This window comes from Streptococcus sp. S784/96/1 (genome assembly GCF_902729355.1).
GTDB classification, from domain to species: Bacteria; Bacillota; Bacilli; order Lactobacillales; family Streptococcaceae; genus Streptococcus; species Streptococcus caledonicus.
This window is the reverse complement of sequence record NZ_CACVCC010000011.1, coordinates 18731-39727: the sequence shown is the minus strand read 5'-3', so window position 1 is coordinate 39727 and position 20997 is coordinate 18731. Positions and strand designations below refer to the sequence as shown.

Here is a 20997-nt window from a genome sequence, read left to right as displayed (position 1 = left end):
CGATTCCAGCATTTTATTTAGCTTTTCTTATGATTTGGCTTTACTTCGTCCTTGTTTTTAGAGAAAAGCTGGCACTATTTGGTCTAGTTTTTCTGTTAATGTGCTGTTTTCGGTTTTATTCTCTAAAACAGTTTGGTCAGGTGATTCTTATTCTAGGACTTTTTGCTTCCTATATCGTTTTTCAAGAATGGAAAACATCTCAAAAAGAAGAACATGCTCCGCAGACGGTACAAAGATTACAGATTTTATCTGATACGATTTCGGTTAACGGTGACCGCCTATCTTTTAGAGGACATTCGAAAGGGCAGACTTATCAAGCGTTTTATAAATTGACTTCTGAAAAGGAGCAACGCTTTTTCCAAAACCTAAATGGTAGTATTGTTTTGGATATTGAAGCTAATTTAAGCATCCCTGAGAGGCAACGCAATTTTAATGGATTTGATTATGCAGCTTATTTAAAAAGTCAAGGTATTTATCGCTTGGTTCAGATTGAAAAGCTACAAAATATTTACCCAGCAACTCAAATCACCTTTTTTGAATGGATTAGAGAGTGGCGACGTAAAGCAATTGTGTCTATTTATAGTTCTTTCCCTGCACCGATGAAACATTATATGACGGGGCTTCTTTTTGGACATCTTGGTAAGGAATTTGAGGAAATGAGTGATCTCTATAGTAGTCTGGGAATTATTCATTTATTTGCTTTGTCGGGCATGCAGGTCGGATTTTTTATTGGTGGTTTTCGTTACCTTCTTTTACGGGCTGGAATGAGAAAAGATTGGGTTAATTGGTTAACTTTACCTCTTTCTCTGATTTACGCAGGTTTAACGGGTTTTTCTGTTTCTGTGATTCGTAGCCTCCTTCAACTCAATTTGGCAAATCTTGGACTTAGAGGACTTGATAACTTTGCAACAACCGTCATGGTAATGTTTCTCATCATGCCTAGCTTTCTTCAAACAACTGGAGGAGTACTCAGCTTTGCCTATGCCTTTATTCTAGCAATGACCAATTTTGAAGTGTGGAAATACCCACGTCTGGCAGAAATGTTGGGCGTTAACATTGGTATTTTACCCGTCCTCATCTGGTATTTTTCTAGTTTTCAACCTCTTGCTATTGCACTAACTGCCTTGATGTCTGTGCTCTTTGATGTAATAATTCTGCCTTTGCTCAGTCTTGTTTTTATCTGCTCGCCTGTCATTAAGCTAACGTTTGTCAATTTCCTTTTTATTTTGTTGGAAAAAGGGCTGACGCTAGTTGGGCAGGTCTTTGATAGACCTATTATATTTGGAAGCCCAAGTTTGGTGATTTTTTTGTTCAGTCTCATTTGTCTAGGCTATCTTTATGATAGTTCTAGCAGTAAAAAAAGGGTGATTAGACTTAGTCTAGTTTTAGCTCTGCTATTTTTTATCACTAAAAATCCGATGACAAATGAAGTGACGGTGGTAGATATTGGCCAAGGAGATAGTATTTTTCTGCGTGATATGAGAGGGAAAACCCTACTGATTGATGTTGGTGGCAAGGCAAAATTTACTCAAAAAGAAAGATGGAAAAATGGTACCAGCGATGCGAATGCTGAGAGGACACTGATTCCTTATCTGAAAAGTCGGGGCGTGAGTCATATTGATCAAGTGGTGTTGACCCATACCGATACGGACCATGTGGGTGATTTAGAAGTGGTCGCCAAGTTTTTTTCTATTGGTGAAATTATTGTCAGTCCAGGTAGTTTGACAGTTCCTAATTTTGTCAAGAGATTGAAAACCTTACGCATTCCGGTTAAGGCTATGTTAGCAGGTGATACTATTTCAATTATGGGAAGTCAGCTACAAGTCCTTTATCCAACGATGATTGGAAATGGTGAAAATAATGATTCTTTGGTGCTTTACGGTAAACTTTTGGATAAGACATTTCTCTTTACAGGAGACCTTGAAGAAGGAGAGTTAGAATTGATCCAGAGATATCCGAAGTTACCTGTGGATATTCTCAAAGCAGGTCATCATGGGTCAAAAGGTTCTTCTCATCCAGAGTTTTTAAAACATATTGGAGCAAAAGTGGCTCTTGTTTCGGCTGGAAAAAACAACCAGTTTAACCATCCTAATCCAGAAACTTTAGAACGGTTTAAAAAAGAAAATATGACAGTCTATCGAACGGACCAACAAGGCGCTATTCGTTTTTATGGATGGACTAATTGGCAAATAGAAACGGTGAGGTAGCGACAGGTTACTAGGCTAATAGTTATTGGGTGACAACAGTTTTAGACTACAATAAAAGGTATGGAATGATGTTTATCAAAACGTTGATTTCGTACTTTTTGCTATATTCATATTTCAAGAGAAGGAATGAGATTTACTAGCTTGTCTCTCATTTTTACGATTATATAGAATTCTAGGAGTAGCCACCGTTTATCACTATTGTAGAAATTAGCAATATTAGCAGTATTACTAAAAATTAATAGAGTGTTAAAATGATTGATAGTTTCATTAATGTTGTTTTATATTTATAACTATAAAAAAAACAGAATAAGCATAACAAAAAAATATATAGTTGATTTATTTGTTCGGGTTTTGTATAATGTAACCGTATTAAAAATTCGGAGGAATTAAAATGTTTGGAAAAAACAGAACTCGAGAGAATGCGCAACGTTTTTCAATCAAGAAGTATAGTATCGGTGTTGTCTCTGTCCTTTTAGGGTTAGCTTTCCTAGGTGGAACAATTGTTCAAGCAGAGGAGCCAACCAATTTGGGAAATCAGCTTATACAGCCTAACGCTAACACCTCTCCACAAGGTTTGGAAGAAACCCAACCTGTTTCTTTGACGCCAGAACCTAATGCAGTATCAGGTATTGTTTCTCCAGAGGTAGTTTCAGAATCACTTAATACCCCAGCACCAGTTGTCGAATCAGAAGTTCTTCAATCATCAGTTGTTAGCGTAGAAGATTACCAAAAAATGACTGCTGATAAGAAAGAAACCACTGTTGAGGGCTATATCACAGGATCTTTGAAATCAGGAAGTGCTTATGGAAATGAATATTCTAACCTAGCTCTTGGTGCCACAAAGGACGCTGAAGCAAAGGACACCATTCCAGTTCAACTCGTTAGCAAGTCAGAGGTTAGAAAAAATTTCAATGTGAAAGATAATCCAAGTTATATTGGGAAGAAAGTTCGAGTAACTGGCATTTCAGAAACCTATTTCAATAAAATTGGCATAAAATCTACGAGCAAAATTGAATTAGTTGAAGATGGTAGTGTACCAGTAGAAGACAAACCTATTGAGCCCCCAGTTCCATTAGATCCAGTAAGTTCAAATCTTACCCCAATCGCTCATTTGAGAACATATGAGCAAGGTAAAGAATATAGTTTTTTAGGAAAAGTCATCAGTCCTGTCAATGCTTGGGGTGGCCAAGGATTTTACGTTCAAGATAAGTCTGGCGCAGGAATTTATGTTTATCCTAAACAAGACCTATCGTTCAAGCAAGGTGATGTTGTAGAGTTGACTGGTACCCTGTCCAAATACGGCAGTGAGTTACAGGTTGTTGATATTACAGCAAGTAAAAAAATTGCAGGTGACATCAACACGACACTGACGACATTAACAATTCCAACATTGAGTGCGGATAAACAGTCTACACTAATCAAATTAGAGAATGTCAAAGTTGGAACGATTTCAAATGATTCCTTTGATAACGCGACTTTTGATGTTACTGACAAGGATGGCAAGGTTGTTTCTGTGCGTTTAGACAGTCGTTCTGGCTTCACAGCAACGGCTCTTAGAGAAAAAATTAATACTAATGACGAGATTCATGTCACAGGGATTTTATCTAGTTTCAAAGAAGCCAATCAAGTAAAACCTTTCTCTCTTGACCATTTTGAAATTGTGAAAAAAGCAGAGCAGGCCCCTGTTCTTGAAGTAACCGTTGCCCAAGTACAAGGAGAAGGGCATGTCTCTCCTTTAGTTGGGAAACAAGTCACAGTTAAAGATGTCGTTGTTACCTACGTTGAGAAAGATAATAAATTCTATGTGCATGATTTAGTCCCTGATGGTAATGCTAAAACTTCTGATGGCATTGCTGTCTTTTTACCAAAACACAAGGTCAAAGTTGGTGATAAATTGGAAATCACTGGTGAAGTTGAAGAATATTTAGGTGACGGTTATTCGGATAAAGCTGAAACTGACCTTACCGTCACTCAAATCAAGGCAAATGAAACAAGAGTTGTAGGGACAGCAGAAGTGCCTAAAGCCATTGTTTTAGGTGAGGATAGAGTAGCTCCTACTAAAATTATTGATGATGATGCTTTTAAAGAGTTTGATCCAGAAAATGATGCCCTTGATTTCTGGGAATCGCTAGAAGGACAGCTGGTTACTGTAAAAGGAGCAAGAGTCTTAGGTCCACAAAGATACGGTGAAATCTATGTTGTACCAGGAAATGACACGACTAAGAAAAATAATTCAGGTGGTATCACCTTGCAAAGTGATAGCTACAATCCACAAAAAATTGCTCTTCTGACAACGAATCGAAAATTTGTCGCTAAAGCAGGGGATTATTTCGGTAAAGACATTACAGGACCAATTTCTTATTCGTACACTAACTATAAATTGTTAGTTGATAATAAGGCCTTGGAATCTCATCAAGATGGTGGTTTGAAGCCAGAAGTTAGCCGCATTGTCAAAGACCCTGCAAAATTAATGATTGCATCTTATAATATTGAAAACTTCTCTGCCAATAAAAAAGGTACAAGTGATGAGAAAGTAGCAAGAATTGCGAAATCCTTTGTCTCTGACTTGCATTCTCCAGACATTATTACCCTTATAGAGGTTCAAGATAATAACGGGGAAACTAATGATGGTACGACAGATGCGACGAAATCGGCACAACGTTTGATTGACGCCATTGCCGCTTTAGGTGGCCCAGCTTACAAGTATATTGACTTTGCACCTGAAAATAATGCCGATGGTGGAGCACCTGGTGGTAACATTAGAACAGGTTTCTTGTACAATTCTGAAAGAGTTAAATTATCTGATAAACCAGCAGCCCAGCCAAATGAATCAGCAACTTGGGAAAATGGAGAGTTAAAATACAGCGTCGCAAGACTAAATCCAACAAGTCCTGTATGGGAAGGCACACGAAAAGTTCCAGTAGCTGAATTTGAATTTAATGGTGAAAAAGTTGTTCTGCTAGGGTTACACTTAAATTCTAAACGCGGTGATATGGGCGTCTTTGGTAAGGTTCAACCACCACAGTTCAAGTCAGAAGCCAGACGTCATCAGATGGCAGAAGACATCAAGGTATTTGTAGAGGCTGGATTTGCTCAAAATGAACGAGCGAATATCGTTATCCTAGGGGATTATAACGATTATGAGTTCACTAAGACTCTGTCTATCATTGAATCAGCAGGACTAAGAAATCTTGTCAAACATCATGAAGAATCAGATAGATATTCTTACTTCCATCAAGGAAATAATCAAACCTTGGACCAAGCCATGATTTCAGGCCACCTAGCTGATCACTATGAGTTTGATATGGTTCATGTAAATGCTGCCTTTATGGAAGAACATGGCAGAGCTTCGGATCATGACCCATTGTTGCTACAAATTGACATCAGAAAAGTCAATGAAGTGCCAAAAGATTTTCCAATAGTGGATAAGAAACCTGAATTGACATTACCATTATCTTTGACATCTAAAAACGAGAAAATTAATGCTCCTCATGCACAAACAGAGGTGAAACCATCACCGGTTGTGAAAGAAGGGCAACAAACAGCAGGTGGAGCGAAACAAGATATCTTTAACGTTTCAAAAGCAGAAAGCCTACCAGCATTGTCAGACTCAGATGAACACGTTATGCTAGTCGTAGGAGCAAGTGTTCTCTTGAGCAGTCTTGCCATTGCAAGTCATAAACGTAAAGAATACTAAGCAGTTTCTAAGAAACACTATTTGTGTATCTGATAAAAATCAAAAGAGACCAAATTCTAAGTAAGGAATAAGGTCTCTTTTTTATGTTTGTGAGAGATTAATAGTTTATATCTGTCAACATTTTAGCTGTGTCTTTGGACTTTTATTAGTCTGCACCTGCTTTTTCCAATAGAAAACGAGGAATAAAAAGACTTGCTAGGATACTAGCCAACCCAAGCCAAGTGATAATAGCCATGATCCACGTTCCAGGAGAAAAAATAAATTGCCCAAAGAGGATGGCTAAAACACCACTCCAAAACGTTAGAATATTCAGAACATTATCTTTAATAATAACGACATCACTATCTGATACAGAAATTCTAGATTTTTTATTGCCGCGAACGGTGAGCAAACTTTCAGATGTAGGAAGACTCAAGTCAACCTCCTCATTTTCCATAATACGAGCAACAATTTTCCCATTCAGCTTCAGGTAAATAGGAGCAAAGGCGCGAATATACTTCGTACGACGTTTAATGGTAATAGACATGATAAACCTTTCGAGATTACTTTTCCTTATTATAGCGTGAAACGAAAAAGAGGGCAAGGAAGAGGGTGATGTCGTGAAGAGGCATGAGAAATTTAGTGCGTAAATTTTAGAAGAATTCTCCATTGTATACTCTGCAGAGTGGACCTATTTTTGCTTTTTATATGTTACAATGAGAGATAACGAAACAGAAGGTACTTAACAGAATAATAGATGATTATTTGCTTTGTACGAGGTGACTGATGAATACACATTTAAAGAAATATTTAGAAATCTATGAAAAATTTCCTTTAAATGCTTATTTTTCCAAAGAGCAAAGGAAAGTTCGTCACAAGATGATGACTAGTTGGGAAAAAGAAGTGGTAGACGAGTATCCAAGCTTAGACGAGCTGATGGATTTTGTGACTCAGTATAAAAACAACATTCACATTACGCCACAGTTTTTTCAAAAATTTCAATATGTGTGGAGAGAAGATTTTAACCATGGCTATCAGTTTTCTGAATTTTTATTGGAAATGGATTTAGAGGAATTGATATGGAAATTTGATCTTTCATCTATGCATTTGGCAAATCAAGTCTTAAAACGTCATCAAAATCATGTCAAAGCCTTAAAACTTAAATTAAAACTGTTAGTCCGTTACCACGATTTTTGCTTACACGAACTTCCTTGGGGAGTATTAGTAGAAGGAAATAGAGAAGAAGAATTAAACTCAGTAACAGAGATGGAAGAAACGGCTAAGAAACTCAATTTTCAAGCTAAAAACTTTGAAATATTATGCCATAATTGTAAACGGTATTATCCACTCTGGTTTGAATATTTAGAAGAAAAAACTAAATGTAGCTTTAAAGAGTTTTTAGAGCTAAAAGGTGTAGATACCGAGAGTATTCATCTACCTTATACAATAGTTTAGAAATGTTAACCTTTGGAATGAATAGTATGAATAATGAGTGATTATTATCCGAAAATGTTTCTTTTTCGAGAGCTTGCCCGAGGTGCGCTTTTTTAACTTTTTATATGTTATAATGGAAGTTAGAAAGCGGAGGCGAAATTGGCATTCCTAAAATAGAAATTGGTGACATTGTATGATTAAATTAATCGCAACAGATTTGGACGGTACTTTTTTGACGAAGGAGCATACTTATGATAAGACTTTATTCGCAAAGGTTTTAGATAAGTGTGAAGATCGAGGGATTTTATTTACGGTGGCTAGCGGTCGCCCTATGTTGAGTGTGCAAAGGTTATTTTCAGATGTCCTATCTAGGATTGCCATTATTGCTGAGAACGGTAGTGTTGTTTCCTACAAGGGTAAAGTGATTTCAGAGCATTTTATGAGTCCTGAGCAATATCTGGCTGTGGCAGAGCAACTTGAAAATCTTTCAGATTGTCATGGCTACCTACTTTCAGGACGGGTAGGTGCCTATGCTCCGTTAAATACCAGAGATGTTTATTTTAACCGTGTTTCTGAATTTTATGAAAAAACACAGAAAATGGATTTAACTCAAATAACTGATGATATTTACAAGTTAACTGCTCAGTTTTCAGATGATTTAATTTTGGAACATAGCAGAGCCTTGACTGATAAAAATCCTAGCTTATCAGCTGTAGTGACTGGTTTTGGAGGAATGGATATTATCCTAGACGGTATCACAAAGGCAACTGGTTTAGAAGACCTGTGTCACTTTTTGGGGCTAAATGTTTCAGAGGTAATTGCATTTGGGGACAACTTTAACGACGCAGAGATGTTGTCGTTTGCAGGTACAGCTGTTGCTACCGCCAATGCGCGTGAAGGTATTAAAGAAATAGCCGATAAAGTGATTGGCTCTTGTGAAGATGGTGCCGTATTGACTTACTTAGAAGGAATGTTAAACGAATGACTGAGATTAAATTACTAGCCTTGGATATGGATGGGACCCTTTTTACAACTGATAAAGCCATTACTGAAGAAAACAAACAGGCTCTGAAAAAAGCGCAAGAATTAGGGGTTAAGATAGTTATTACCACAGGACGCCCTTTAAAAGCTATTATCCACGTTTTAGAAGAATTAGACCTTTACAATGAGGATAACTATAGTATTACCTTTAATGGTGGTTTAGTTCAATGCAATAATGGGGACATCTTAGATAAAAGTGACATGACTTTTGAGGAATTGGAAATCATTTACCGGCATATAGAGCCATTAGGACTACCTATGGATGTTATTAGTGATGGGACGGTGTATAGCATTGCTAGTCGTGGCAATCATTCACAGTACTATCAAGCTAATCCTATGTTGACTTTTGTTGAGTTAGACAGCCTTAATGAATTATCGAGAGATATCATTTATAATAAAGTAGTGATTGTGACAGATGCTGATTTTTTAGATAGCCAAATTCCTAAAATTCCAGCTCATCTACATCAAGTTTTCGAGATTTTTAAATCACGTGAGATTATTCTTGAAATCATGCCAAAAGGTGTTCATAAAGCAGTTGGACTTGACCTTTTAGCAAAGCATTTAGGGTTAAAGGCGGAGCAGGTGATGGCAATGGGTGATGAAGAAAACGATATAACCATGCTAAAATGGGCTGGTTTAGGTGTTGCTATGGCGAATGGCTCTGCTATTGCCAAAGAAAGTGCTAAGGCAGTCACAACGAAAACGAATGACCAATCAGGAGTTGCTGAAGCGGTCAAAAAATATATCGTGAATGGAGAATGTAATGGGCTTATTTGATAAGTTATTTGGAAACAAAGAAGAAAAAGCTGTCGAGGAAGTGGCAGAGGTAGCGAGTGAAGAAGTTGTTGATGCTGATAATGCCGAGCAAGATGAATTAGTAGTTGAGAAAATATCAGAAGAAGTCTCAGAAGAAATCATTGAAGCATCAGCTGAGCAAACGCAAGCAGTTGATAATGCTTTTTCATCTGTGATGGCAGACTACTATGCTAAAAAAGCTGCTGCCAAAGCTGCTGCTGAAAAGGGTGAAGAAATTCATTTTGAAGCAGTTGAGACACGAAAAGTGAGTGAACCAGCTCCAGTTATAGAAGAAACCTTTGTTGAAACAACAGAGGAAAAATATAACCGAAGTTTAGAAAAAACACGTACTGGTTTTGGAGCTCGTCTCAATGCTTTCTTAGCCAATTTCCGTCGTGTTGACGAAGATTTCTTTGAAGAATTGGAAGAATTGCTCATCCTGTCAGATGTTGGTGTTAGTGTTGCAACTAACTTGACTGAGGAGCTTCGCTATGAAGCTAAGTTAGAAAAAGCTAAGAAACCAGAAGAACTCCGTCGTGTCATTATTGAAAAATTAGTAGACATCTACGAAAAAGACGGTAACTTTAACGAGAAAATCAATTTCCAAGATGGTTTGACAGTCATGCTCTTTGTTGGGGTCAATGGTGTCGGTAAGACAACGTCTATTGGTAAACTTGCCCATAAATATAAGGCGGAAGGCAAAAAAGTCATGCTCGTTGCAGCGGATACCTTCCGTGCTGGTGCCGTTGCTCAGCTTGTTGAGTGGAGCCGCCGTGTGGATGTGCCAGTTGTTGTTGGTCCAGAAAAAGCTGATCCTGCCTCAGTTGTTTTTGATGGTATGGAAAAAGCTGTCGCAGAAGGAGTAGACATCCTTTTGATTGACACTGCTGGTCGCCTGCAAAACAAAGATAATCTCATGGCAGAGCTTGAAAAAATTGGTCGTATTATCAAACGTGTTATCCCAGAAGCACCCCATGAAACCTTGTTGGCTCTAGATGCCTCAACTGGCCAAAATGCCCTCAGCCAAGCCAAAGAATTTTCAAAAATTACACCATTGACAGGACTCGTCTTAACTAAAATTGACGGGACTGCCAAAGGTGGGGTTGTCCTAGCCATCCGTGAAGAATTGGATATTCCTGTGAAACTCATCGGCTTTGGCGAGAAAATTGATGACATTGGACAATTTAATTCAGAAGACTTTATGACCGGACTTCTCGCAGAAATTTTATAATAACTAGAAAAAGATTGCTTAGGCAGTCTTTTTTGACTAAATGAATGATTTTAAGAGGAAATAAGTGCTTTGTAACAACTGAAAACATTTACATAAAGATTAGAACAGTCATTTTTTTAAAAATGTGATACAATAGTTAGGTTAAAAATAAGAGTAAGAGGATTTTATGATAAACTTAAGAAATGATATCCGTAACGTAGCCATTATTGCCCACGTTGACCACGGAAAAACAACCCTCGTAGACGAGCTTTTGAAGCAATCGCAAACACTGGATGAGCGTAAAGAACTTGAAGAGCGTGCGATGGACTCAAACGATATTGAGAAAGAGCGAGGTATTACAATCCTTGCGAAAAACACAGCAGTTGCTTATAACGATACTCGGATCAATATCATGGATACCCCAGGACACGCGGACTTCGGTGGTGAAGTTGAACGTATCATGAAAATGGTTGATGGCGTTGTACTTGTTGTAGATGCTTATGAAGGAACAATGCCTCAGACACGTTTTGTGTTGAAAAAAGCTCTTGAGCAAAACTTGACACCAATCGTTGTTGTTAACAAAATTGATAAACCATCAGCACGTCCAGCAGAAGTTGTGGATGAAGTTCTTGAATTGTTCATCGAACTTGGTGCAGATGATGATCAGCTTGAATTCCCAGTGGTCTATGCGTCAGCGATTAATGGAACATCATCACTTTCAGATAACCCAGCTGATCAAGAAAAAACAATGGCACCAATTTTTGATACCATTATTGAGCACATTCCAGCGCCAGTTGATAACTCAGATGAGCCGTTGCAATTCCAAGTTTCCCTTCTTGACTACAATGAATTTGTAGGACGTATCGGTATTGGGCGTGTTTTCCGTGGAACTGTTAAAGTCGGTGACCAAGTTACCCTTTCAAAACTTGACGGTACAACTAAAAACTTCCGTGTCACAAAACTTTTCGGTTTCTTCGGTCTGGAGCGTAAAGAAATCCAAGAAGCTAAAGCCGGTGATTTGATTGCTGTTTCTGGTATGGAAGATATCTTCGTTGGAGAGACAGTAACACCAACAGATGTAATCGAGCCACTTCCAGTTCTGCGCATTGATGAACCAACGCTTCAAATGACTTTCTTGGCAAATAACTCACCATTTGCAGGTCGTGAAGGTAAGCACGTGACATCACGTAAAGTTGAAGAGCGTCTCATGGCGGAACTTCAAACAGACGTCTCTCTCCGTGTTGAAAATACAGAGTCACCAGATAAATGGATTGTATCAGGTCGTGGAGAGCTTCACTTGTCGATTCTTATTGAAACAATGCGTCGTGAAGGTTATGAACTTCAAGTTTCAAAACCAGAGGTTATCATCAAAGAGATTGACGGTGTGAAATGTGAGCCATTTGAGCGTGTTCAAATCGATACACCAGAAGAATATCAAGGTTCAATTATCCAAGCCCTTTCAGAGCGTAAAGGTGATATGCTTGATATGCAAATGGTCGGAAATGGCCAAACACGTCTTATTTTCTTGATTCCTGCTCGTGGTCTTATCGGATTCTCTACAGAATTCTTGTCAATGACACGTGGTTACGGTATCATGAACCATACCTTTGATCAATACCTTCCATATATTGATGCTGAAATTGGTGGTCGTCACCGTGGAGCTTTGGTTTCTATAGACCAAGGTAAGGCAACTACTTATTCAATCATGCGTATTGAAGAGCGTGGCACTATCTTTGTCAACCCAGGCACAGAAGTGTATGAGGGAATGATTATCGGTGAGAATGCACGTGAAAATGACTTAACTGTTAACATCACAACTGCTAAACAAATGACTAATGTTCGTTCAGCAACAAAAGACCAAACAGCAGTTATTAAAACACCTCGTATCTTGACTCTTGAAGAATCTATCGAGTTCCTTGACTACGATGAGTACATGGAAGTAACCCCTGAATCAATTCGTCTTCGTAAACAAATTCTTAATAAAAACGAACGCGAAAAAGCCAATAAAAAGAAAAAACAAGCTGAATAATAACAGAATGAGTTATTATAACAGCTTAGAAAGGAACTAAATACGGGTTTTAGATAGCGACATACTTTATTTTATCATTATGTTTTCTTTGTCTTAGCTCTCGGTGTTACATTTTATGTTCTATTTCATTGTAGCTGTTTTAATCATCCTTTATTATTTTTTTAGAGCTCCAAAGACCATAAAAAATACCCTTAGTATGATTTTATTGGTCGGTCTGCTTGCTTTATTAATCGTTTTAGCTGGAATGACATTTATGAAAATTCTTCAGTCGCCGCCAGAACTGTTTATCGTCCTTGGGATGCTAGGTTTGGCTTACCTAACTTTAAGAGATATTAAAAATCTTTCAGAAAAATAAACTGATGCTCATCCTTGTGGTGAGCATTTTTTATATCAGAAAAAGCCGTGCGATGTTCACACGACAGGTTAAAAGTAGACTATCATTGGATAAACATGGCGTCTCCGAAGGAGAAGAAGCGGTAGCGTTCATTCACAGCATGTTTGTAGGCTTCTAAGACAAATTCTCGTCCTGCAAAGGCAGAGACTAGCATGACAAGCGTAGATTTTGGAAGGTGGAAGTTCGTTGAGAAGGCATCAACAACTTTAAAATCATATCCAGGTTTGATAAAGATTTTAGTCCAGCCTGAATCTGCTTGGACTTTTCCATCAAATTTCTGTCCAATGGTTTCAAGTGTACGGATAGAAGTCGTTCCAACAGCAACAATACGGCCTCCTGAAGTCTTGACTTGATTGATTGTGTCAGCTGCTTCTTGACTAAGACTATAAAATTCAGAATGCATATCATGGTCGTCCACATTGTCAACCGAAACAGGTCTAAAGGTCCCTAGCCCGACATGAAGGGTAAGATAGACTAATTTAACGCCTTTGGCTTGAATTTTTTCTAAAAGCGAAGTTGTAAAGTGTAATCCTGCAGTCGGTGCAGCCGCGGAGCCATTTTCCTTAGCGTAAACAGTCTGATAACGTTCACGATCATCTAATTTTTCATGGATATAAGGTGGTAGTGGCATTTCGCCTAAACTTTCGAGGATTTCAAGAAAAATACCATCATAATGAAATTCGACAATACGACCACCATGCTCTAATTCTTCAACGACAGTAGCTGTCAAACGACCATCACCAAAACTGATTTTTGTACCAGTTTTAAGGCGTTTTGCTGGTTTAGCTAAAACTTCCCATTGGTCACCTTGGTTATTTTTTAATAGTAAAAGCTCTACATGGCCATGAGTATCAGGCTTTTCTCCGTATAAACGAGCGGGGAGGACACGTGTGTTATTCATGACCAAGGCATCACCAGGATTTAGCTGATCCACGAGGTGGTCAAAATGGCTATCAACCATCGTTTTTTGGTCACGATCTAAAATTAAAAGACGAGAGCTATCACGCTTTTCAAGAGGTGTCTGAGCAATCAATTCCTCTGGTAAATAAAAATCAAAATCATTAGTATTCATAAATTCTCCAATATCATTTCAAAAGATGCTTTTATATTATACCACGTTGATAAAAATAATGAAAAGAACTTCTTTTGAATTGACATTTATAGGTTAATATAATAAAATAAAATCAAACAATATTGGTATATACCAAAAAGGAGAACAAAATGGAAATTTTTAAAGTGAAAAATCAAGTAGAAGGTGGAGCTCTTGCTTTTGATTTATTAAAAAAAGCTGTTGATGAGGGGGCTAAGACATTAGGGCTTGCGACTGGTTCTACTCCATTAGAGTTTTACAAACAAATTAGAAAATCTGATATTGATCTTTCAGAGATTACATCAATCAATTTAGACGAATATGTTGGACTTGATTCTGAAAATGAGCAGTCTTATCATTATTTTATGACAGAACAATTATTTAATCATAAAAGCTTAAAAGCGCATTATGTTCCTAACGGCATGGCACAAGACCTACAGGAAGCAGTTAAGAATTATGATCGCTTGATTGAAGAACATCCTATTGATTTTCAAATCTTAGGAATCGGCCGTAATGGTCACATCGGTTTTAATGAACCAGGCACCGCTTTTTCAACTAAAACCCATGTTGTAGATCTTGATGCATCCACTATTGAAGCTAATGCTCGCTTTTTTGAAGATGTAAGCCAAGTGCCTCGTCAGGCAATTTCGATGGGAATTGCCTCTATCATGTCTGCTAAACAAATTATTTTGATGGCTTATGGTTCTGAAAAAGCTGACGCTATTTACAAAACAGTCCACGGACCAGTTACGGAAGAAGTCCCAGCTACGGTTCTCCAAAATCATGACAATGTCGTTTTAATTATTGATGAAGCCGCAGCGAGTAATTTAAAATAAAAAAGTAAGGATACATTACAGGTTTAGAACGAACTAGTTATTTTTAGTAGTTTTTTCTAAGCCTTTTACAGTTGATGATTCCTGATAAAATAAAAAAGCACCGAATCGGCGCTCACTTTTTCAAGTTGGATACGGACGGGATTAAAAATCACTGCCTTATTTTAACTCGCTGTGTTGTTTCGAATGGTTCCAACATATTAATTGTATCTCTTAAATGACAAATAGTCAAGGGGGTATAAAAATTATAATAAATTTTTACGGAAAAATTTAAATATGTTAAAATAAAAGCATTAAAAACAAGACAACATTTTATGGAGGTAAAAGATGAAGTCGAGTTTAAAAGTACAAAAGCCTTATTCGATCGGACTAGACATTGGAACAGATTCTGTCGGATGGTCTGTCGTGACAGATGATTATAAAGTACCTGCTAAGAAAATGAAGGTGTTAGGGAACACCGATAAAAAAGTTATTAAGAAAAATTTACTTGGTGTTTTGTTATTTGACAGTGGGGAGACTGCAGAAGCTACTCGTCTGAAACGGACAGCACGTCGCCGTTATACACGTAGAAGAAATCGCCTGCTGTATTTACAAGAGATTTTTGCAGATGAAATGACAAAGGTGGATGAGAATTTCTTTCATCGTTTAGAAGATTCATTTCTGGTTCCAGAGGATAAAAAAGGTGAGCGCCACCCTATTTTTGGAAGTTTGGTTGAGGAAGTTCAATATCATAAAGATTTTCCTACTATTTATCATTTGAGAAAACATCTAGCTGATTCTAAAGAAAAAGCAGATTTACGTTTCGTTTACTTGGCATTGGCTCATACGATAAAATACCGTGGTCATTTTTTAATTGACAATCCTAAGTTTGATGTCAAAAATATTGATAGTCAGGAATTATTTAAACAGTTTTTAACAACTTACGATGCAACACAAGAAGATAGTCATTTAGTTGATCAAGTAGCTGATATTTCAGAGATTATTGGTGCAAAAATAAGTAAATCTCGTAAAGTAGAAACGTTATTATCTCAGTTTCCATTTCAAAAGAAAAATTCGTTTTTTGGAAATCTTGTTTCCCTTGTCTTTGGATTACAACCTAATTTTAAAACGAACTTCAATTTATCAGAAGACGCTAAATTGCAGTTCGCGAAAGACTCTTATGATGAGGATTTAGAAAACTTACTTGGGCAAATTGGCGATGATTATGCCGATGTTTTTGTCGCTGCTCGAAAATTGTATGATAGTATTCTCTTGTCAGGAATACTGACGGTTAATGATGTGAGTACGAAAGCTCCGTTATCTGCTTCTATGGTGAAACGGTACGAAGAGCATGAGACAGATTTAGCAAAATTAAAAGACTTTATTAAGAAAAATTTTGACTATAAAGTGTTTAGAGAAGTCTTTTCTGATGAAAGTAAGAACGGTTATGCAGGTTATATTGATGGGAAGACGAGTCAAGAAGAGTTTTATAAATATATCAAAAATCTAATAGCTCAAGTAGATGGTAGCGTTGAATTTATTGAGAAAATTGATCGTGAAGATTTTCTGAGAAAGCAACGCACCTTTGATAACGGTTCAGTACCTCATCAAGTACACCTTGCTGAAATGAAAGCTATTTTGAAACGTCAAGGAGAATACTACCCATTCTTGAAAGAAAATGCCGAGAAAATTCAGCAAATTTTGACTTTCAGAATTCCTTATTATGTGGGACCTTTAGCTCGCAATGGGAATAGCCGATTTGCTTGGGCAGAATTCCAGTCAGAAGAGAAAATAACACCTTGGAATTTTGAAGAGGTTATTGATAAGAATAGCTCAGCTGAAAAATTTATTAAACGGATGACAAATAATGATTTGTATTTGCCGAGCGAGAAAGTATTACCAAAACACAGTCCTCTTTATGAAAAATTTACTGTTTATAATGAACTAACGAAAATTAAATATGTGACCGAAACGGGTGATTCCAAATTCTTTGACGCGAATTTGAAACAGGAAATATTTGATGGTCTTTTCAAAAAAGAACGAAAAGTGACGAAGAAAAAACTGTTGAATTTCTTAGAAAAGAATTTCGACGAATTTCGAATTGTTGACATCCAAGGTTTGGACGAGGAAACCGAGACGTTTAATTCTTCTTATAGTACTTATCAAGATTTGTTGAAGATTATAAAAGATGAAGCGTTTATGAATAATCCTGAAAATGCGGAGATTTTTGAAGAGATTATATTGACCCTAACTCTTTTCGAAGACAGAGATATGATCAGAGAGCGCCTTTCAAAATATGAAGAACTATTTGATAAGAAAGTTTTTGGCCAACTTGTTCGTCGTCATTATACTGGATGGGGGCGTCTGTCTGAGAAGTTACTTAATGGTATTCGAGATAAACAATCACGCAAGAGTATTTTAGATTATTTAATTGATGACGGAAATGCTAACCGTAATTTGATGCAATTAATCACAGACGATAATTTGAGTTTTAAAGATGAGATTACCAAAGCACAAACGACTAATGATAGTGATGATGTTCATCAGATTGTTCAAGATTTAGCTGGTAGTCCCGCTATTAAAAAAGGTATCTTGCAAAGTATTAAAATTGTCGATGAGTTAGTCAAAATCATGGGATATGCCCCTGAACATATTGTTGTTGAGATGGCGCGTGAAAATCAGACAACAGCTAGGGGACGTCGTAATTCACAACAGCGTCTGAAAGGGCTGACTGATGCTATGAGGGACTTTGGTAGTGATTTACTGAAACAGCACCCTGTTGAAAACGCCCAATTACAAAATGATAGGCTCTATCTTTACTACCTTCAGAATGGACGTGATATGTATACGGATGAGGCATTGGACATTGACCATTTAAGTGATTATGATATTGACCATATTATTCCACAAGCGTTTATTAAGGATAACTCGATTGATAATCGTGTTCTAACAAGTTCTAAAATGAATCGCGGTAAATCAGATGATGTGCCTAGTGAGGCAGTTGTCAATAAGATGAGAGCATTTTGGACTAAACTCCTAAATAGTGGTTTGATTTCTCAGAGAAAATACCAGAATTTGACAAAGAAAGAGCTTAACCAAGATGATAAAGCTGGGTTTATCAAGCGCCAATTGGTTGAAACGAGACAGATTACAAAACACGTTGCTCGTATCTTAGACGAACGCTTTAATAAAGAATTTGATGATGACAACAATCGTCTTCGTAAGGTAAAAGTTGTTACGCTAAAATCTAACTTGGTATCTACTTTCCGTAAAGAGTTTGAATTATATAAAGTTCGTGAAATTAATGATTATCATCATGCACACGATGCTTATTTAAATGCTGTTGTTGCTAAGGCGTTATTGATTAAGTATCCAAAATTGGAACTAGAATTTGTCTATGGAGAATATCCAAAATATAATAGCTACCGTGAACGTAAGTCAGCAACGCAAAAGATGTTTTTCTATTCAAACATCATGAATATGTTTAAAACAAAGATTAAGTTGGCGGATGGCAGTGTCATTGAAAAGGAACAGATTGAATTTAATAAAGAGACTGGTGAGATAGCTTGGGATAAGGTGAAACATATTGCCACTGTCAAGAAAGTTCTTTCTTATCCACAGGTTAATGTTGTCAAGAAAACGGAAGTACAGACTGTCGGTCAAAATGGTGGCTTATTTGATAATAATCTTGTTTCCCCAAAAAAAGTAGATTCAAGAAAATTAGTGCCGCTAAAAAGACATTTGTCTACAAGATATGGGGGATACGCAAAACCTACGACAGCTTATCCAGTACTGATATCTGCCGATTTTAAAAATAAGAAAATCAAAGAGCTTTTTCCGATTTCAGTAATGGATCAAAAAATCTATGAAAAGGATCCGATTCTATTTTTAGAAGAAAAAGGCTATTGCAATGTGAGGTTGAAAAATATTGTAACACTCCCTAAATATACATTAGTAGATGTAGGAGATGGTATTAAGAGGCTTTGGGCAAGTGGTAAAGAAGTTCATAAAGGTAATGAATTGATTGTATCTAATTTATCTGAGAGATTGGTATATCATGCCAATCGTATAGATAGGTCAGAGAGTTTAAACTATCTTCAAAATAATCGTCAACAATTTAATGTTTTATTTGAAGAAATAATTGCTTTCTCTAAACGAACAAAATTAGGAAAAGAACATATTGAAAAACTTGAAAAAGCGTTTGCTAATCAGTATGAGAAGGCAGATGTTAAAGAATTAGCTAGTAGTTTTACCAATATTTTTAACTTTACCAAATTAGGAGCTACATCCCCATTTATCTTTTTGGGAACTAAATTAAATCAAAAACAATATACGGGAAAATCAGATTATCTTGAGCCGTGTATGAATGGAATCCTCATCCATCAATCCATCACAGGCCTTTATGAAACGCGTATCGATTTAAGTAAACTTGGAGAAGAATCATGGGATGGCGAACAGTAGTTGTTAATACACATTCAAAATTATCCTACAAAAATAACCATTTGATTTTTAAAGATGCTTATAAAACAGAGATGATTCATCTATCTGAAATTGATATTTTACTCTTAGAAACGACGGATATCGTATTGTCTACAATGTTGATAAAGCGTTTAGTTGATGAGAATATTTTGGTGATATTCTGTGACGATAAGCGATTACCAACAGCTATGGTCATGCCTTATTATGCAAGGCATGACTCTAGTTTACAGTTGAGTAATCAGATCTCATGGGATGATGAGGTTAAATGTGACGTTTGGACAGCCATTATTGCTCAGAAAATTTTGAATCAGAGTATGTATTTGGGAGAGTGTTCTTTTTTTGAAAAATCACAATCTATTATGGATTTGTATCATGATTTGGAGCCGTTTGATCCAAGTAATCGTGAGGGGCATTCTGCACGCATCTATTTCAATACCTTATTTGGCAATGATTTTTCACGGGAACAGGATAGTGACATCAATGCAGGACTTGATTATGGTTATACCTTACTCTTAAGCATGTTTGCGCGTGAGGTGGTTGTTTGTGGGTGTATGACGCAATTCGGTCTAAAACACGCAAATCAGTTCAACCAGTTTAATTTTGCGAGTGATATCATGGAACCTTTTCGTCCGATTGTTGACAGAATTATCTATGAAAATCGCAATAATTCTTTTGTCAAAATGAAACGTGAGCTATTTACGATGTTTTCTGAAACCTATCTTTATAATAACAAAGAAATGTACCTCTCAAATATTGTCAGTGATTATACGAAAAAGGTCGTGAAGGCGTTGAATAATCAAGGAAAAGGAGTTCCTGAGTTTAGGATATGAGTTATCGGTATATGCGAATGATTTTAATGTTTGATATGCCAACAGATACCGCGGAGGAACGGAAGGCATATCGTAAATTTCGGAAATTTTTACTTGGAGAAGGCTTTATCATGCATCAATTTTCGGTCTATAGTAAGTTGTTACTTAATAATTCAGCTAATAAGGCCATGATAGATCGTCTTCAAGAGAATAATCCCAAGAAAGGAAGTGTTACCTTATTAACAGTAACTGAAAAGCAGTTTGCTAGAATGATTTATTTGCATGGTGAGCCTAACCAGAGTGTTGCCAATTCCGATAGTAGGGTTGTATTTTTAGGGGAGACCTATGATGTTGAAGATTAATTTTCCAATTTTAGATGAGCCTTTGATGTTAGAAAATGGGACAATCCTCGTTATCGAAGATGTTATGGTCTTTTCCTTGTTGATTAAACAATTTTACAACTATAACGAAGATGGTGAACTGAAAGTATTTGATGGTAAATTAAAGTCTCTCAAAGAATCTGAAATCATGTTAGTGACAGATGTTTTGGGATATGATATCAACGCCCCTGTTATGCTAAAATTAATCCATTTGGATTTAGAGGCGCAGCTCAATGACAAACCCGAAGTAAAATCAATGGTTGAAAAATTAGCTGCGACCATTACAGAGTTGATAGCTTTTGAGTGTTTGGAAAATGAACTGGATTTGGAGTTTGACGAGATTACGATTTTAGAGTTGATTAAGGCTCTAGGTGTCAAAATTGAAACACAAAGCGATACCATTTTTGAAAAATGTTTTGAAATACTACAAGTTTATAACTATTTAAGTAAGAAACGTCTGTTGGTCTTTGTCAATAGCGGAGCTTATTTAACCAAAACTGAAGTGGAAAAGTTATTGGAGTATATCAAACTTTCTCATCAAACAGTATTATTTTTAGAGCCAAGGAAGCTTTACGACTTGCCGCAGTATGTCTTAGATAGTGATTACTTTTTAACAGCCGAAAATATGTTTTAATACGAAT

The 20997-nt window shown here is 36.8% G+C and carries 15 protein-coding genes; 13 read left to right on the top strand and 2 right to left on the bottom strand.

From position 1 onward, the window contains the following. The first annotated feature begins 29 nt into the window (after positions 1–29). Positions 30–2207, top strand: coding sequence for a DNA internalization-related competence protein ComEC/Rec2 (locus GZ996_RS05395; protein WP_162011531.1), 2178 nt, complete (start codon positions 30–32; stop codon positions 2205–2207). Positions 2208–2598: 391 nt separating this feature from the next. Then, entirely contained in the window at positions 2599–5904 is a 3306-nt protein-coding gene (locus tag GZ996_RS05390; RefSeq protein WP_162011512.1) for a DUF6359 domain-containing protein, read from the top strand. A gap of 145 nt (positions 5905–6049) precedes the next feature. Here the strand turns inward: GZ996_RS05390 and GZ996_RS05385 are convergent, their stop codons facing one another. Further along, on the bottom strand, positions 6050–6430 hold the full coding sequence (locus tag GZ996_RS05385; RefSeq protein WP_162011511.1) for a hypothetical protein: 381 nt from the start codon (positions 6428–6430) through the stop codon (positions 6050–6052). Positions 6431–6669: 239 nt separating this feature from the next. On the opposite strand from GZ996_RS05385, the gene GZ996_RS05380 reads away from it, so the two are divergent. From GZ996_RS05380 to GZ996_RS05355, 6 genes are all read left to right on the top strand, one after another. Further along, the gene (locus GZ996_RS05380) at positions 6670–7338 is read left to right on the top strand and encodes a hypothetical protein (protein WP_162011510.1); all 669 of its coding nucleotides are present in this window, start codon (positions 6670–6672) and stop codon (positions 7336–7338) included. Between the two features lie 172 nt (positions 7339–7510). Next, positions 7511–8302 (top strand): HAD family hydrolase, encoded by a 792-nt coding sequence (locus GZ996_RS05375; RefSeq protein WP_232323229.1) that lies wholly within the window; start codon positions 7511–7513, stop codon positions 8300–8302. Then, the gene (locus tag GZ996_RS05370) at positions 8299–9135 is read left to right on the top strand and encodes a Cof-type HAD-IIB family hydrolase (RefSeq protein ID WP_156806367.1); all 837 of its coding nucleotides are present in this window, start codon (positions 8299–8301) and stop codon (positions 9133–9135) included. The genes GZ996_RS05375 and GZ996_RS05370 overlap by 4 nt, the downstream gene beginning before the upstream one ends. Next, positions 9122–10384, top strand: coding sequence for a signal recognition particle-docking protein FtsY (gene ftsY / locus GZ996_RS05365; protein ID WP_162011509.1), 1263 nt, complete (start codon positions 9122–9124; stop codon positions 10382–10384). The genes GZ996_RS05370 and ftsY overlap by 14 nt, the downstream gene beginning before the upstream one ends. Positions 10385–10550: 166 nt before the next feature. Further along, entirely contained in the window at positions 10551–12392 is a 1842-nt protein-coding gene (typA, locus tag GZ996_RS05360; protein WP_156806365.1) for a translational GTPase TypA, read from the top strand. Between the two features lie 115 nt (positions 12393–12507). Then, positions 12508–12747: a DUF3165 family protein gene (locus GZ996_RS05355; RefSeq protein WP_156806364.1), complete on the top strand. Its 240-nt coding sequence runs from the start codon at positions 12508–12510 to the stop codon at positions 12745–12747. 82 nt (positions 12748–12829) lie between these two features. Here GZ996_RS05355 and queA read toward each other — a convergent pair whose 3' ends face one another. Next, positions 12830–13858 carry a tRNA preQ1(34) S-adenosylmethionine ribosyltransferase-isomerase QueA gene (gene queA / locus GZ996_RS05350; RefSeq protein ID WP_156806363.1) on the bottom strand — a complete coding sequence of 343 codons (1029 nt, stop codon included), beginning with the start codon at positions 13856–13858 and terminating at the stop codon, positions 12830–12832. A gap of 149 nt (positions 13859–14007) precedes the next feature. On the opposite strand from queA, the gene nagB reads away from it, so the two are divergent. The 5 genes from nagB to csn2 all read left to right on the top strand — a co-directional run bounded on the left by nagB (position 14008) and on the right by csn2 (position 20990). Further along, the gene (gene nagB, locus GZ996_RS05345) at positions 14008–14712 is read left to right on the top strand and encodes a glucosamine-6-phosphate deaminase (protein ID WP_161980165.1); all 705 of its coding nucleotides are present in this window, start codon (positions 14008–14010) and stop codon (positions 14710–14712) included. Positions 14713–15036: 324 nt separating this feature from the next. Then, positions 15037–19149 carry a type II CRISPR RNA-guided endonuclease Cas9 gene (gene cas9, locus GZ996_RS05340; RefSeq protein WP_162011508.1) on the top strand — a complete coding sequence of 1371 codons (4113 nt, stop codon included), beginning with the start codon at positions 15037–15039 and terminating at the stop codon, positions 19147–19149. Further along, complete coding sequence (gene cas1, locus GZ996_RS05335; protein WP_162011507.1) at positions 19131–19997, top strand: type II CRISPR-associated endonuclease Cas1; 867 nt, start codon at positions 19131–19133, stop codon at positions 19995–19997. Before cas9 ends, cas1 begins: the two co-directional genes overlap by 19 nt. Then, positions 19994–20338, top strand: coding sequence for a CRISPR-associated endonuclease Cas2 (gene cas2 / locus GZ996_RS05330; protein ID WP_162011506.1), 345 nt, complete (start codon positions 19994–19996; stop codon positions 20336–20338). The genes cas1 and cas2 overlap by 4 nt, the downstream gene beginning before the upstream one ends. After that, positions 20325–20990, top strand: a complete 666-nt coding sequence (gene csn2 / locus GZ996_RS05325; protein ID WP_162011530.1) for a type II-A CRISPR-associated protein Csn2 — start codon at positions 20325–20327, stop codon at positions 20988–20990. Before cas2 ends, csn2 begins: the two co-directional genes overlap by 14 nt. Positions 20991–20997 lie beyond the last annotated feature (7 nt).

Coding starts and splice junctions, on each gene's coding strand:
- GZ996_RS05395 (WP_162011531.1), top strand. CDS start 30: ATGATTTGGCTTTACTTCGTCCTTGTTTTTAGAGAAAAGCTGGCACTA.
- GZ996_RS05390 (WP_162011512.1), top strand. CDS start 2,599: ATGTTTGGAAAAAACAGAACTCGAGAGAATGCGCAACGTTTTTCAATC.
- GZ996_RS05385 (WP_162011511.1), bottom strand. CDS start 6,430: ATGTCTATTACCATTAAACGTCGTACGAAGTATATTCGCGCCTTTGCT.
- GZ996_RS05380 (WP_162011510.1), top strand. CDS start 6,670: ATGAATACACATTTAAAGAAATATTTAGAAATCTATGAAAAATTTCCT.
- GZ996_RS05375 (WP_232323229.1), top strand. CDS start 7,511: ATGATTAAATTAATCGCAACAGATTTGGACGGTACTTTTTTGACGAAG.
- GZ996_RS05370 (WP_156806367.1), top strand. CDS start 8,299: ATGACTGAGATTAAATTACTAGCCTTGGATATGGATGGGACCCTTTTT.
- ftsY (WP_162011509.1), top strand. CDS start 9,122: ATGGGCTTATTTGATAAGTTATTTGGAAACAAAGAAGAAAAAGCTGTC.
- typA (WP_156806365.1), top strand. CDS start 10,551: ATGATAAACTTAAGAAATGATATCCGTAACGTAGCCATTATTGCCCAC.
- GZ996_RS05355 (WP_156806364.1), top strand. CDS start 12,508: ATGTTCTATTTCATTGTAGCTGTTTTAATCATCCTTTATTATTTTTTT.
- queA (WP_156806363.1), bottom strand. CDS start 13,858: ATGAATACTAATGATTTTGATTTTTATTTACCAGAGGAATTGATTGCT.
- nagB (WP_161980165.1), top strand. CDS start 14,008: ATGGAAATTTTTAAAGTGAAAAATCAAGTAGAAGGTGGAGCTCTTGCT.
- cas9 (WP_162011508.1), top strand. CDS start 15,037: ATGAAGTCGAGTTTAAAAGTACAAAAGCCTTATTCGATCGGACTAGAC.
- cas1 (WP_162011507.1), top strand. CDS start 19,131: ATGGGATGGCGAACAGTAGTTGTTAATACACATTCAAAATTATCCTAC.
- cas2 (WP_162011506.1), top strand. CDS start 19,994: ATGAGTTATCGGTATATGCGAATGATTTTAATGTTTGATATGCCAACA.
- csn2 (WP_162011530.1), top strand. CDS start 20,325: ATGTTGAAGATTAATTTTCCAATTTTAGATGAGCCTTTGATGTTAGAA.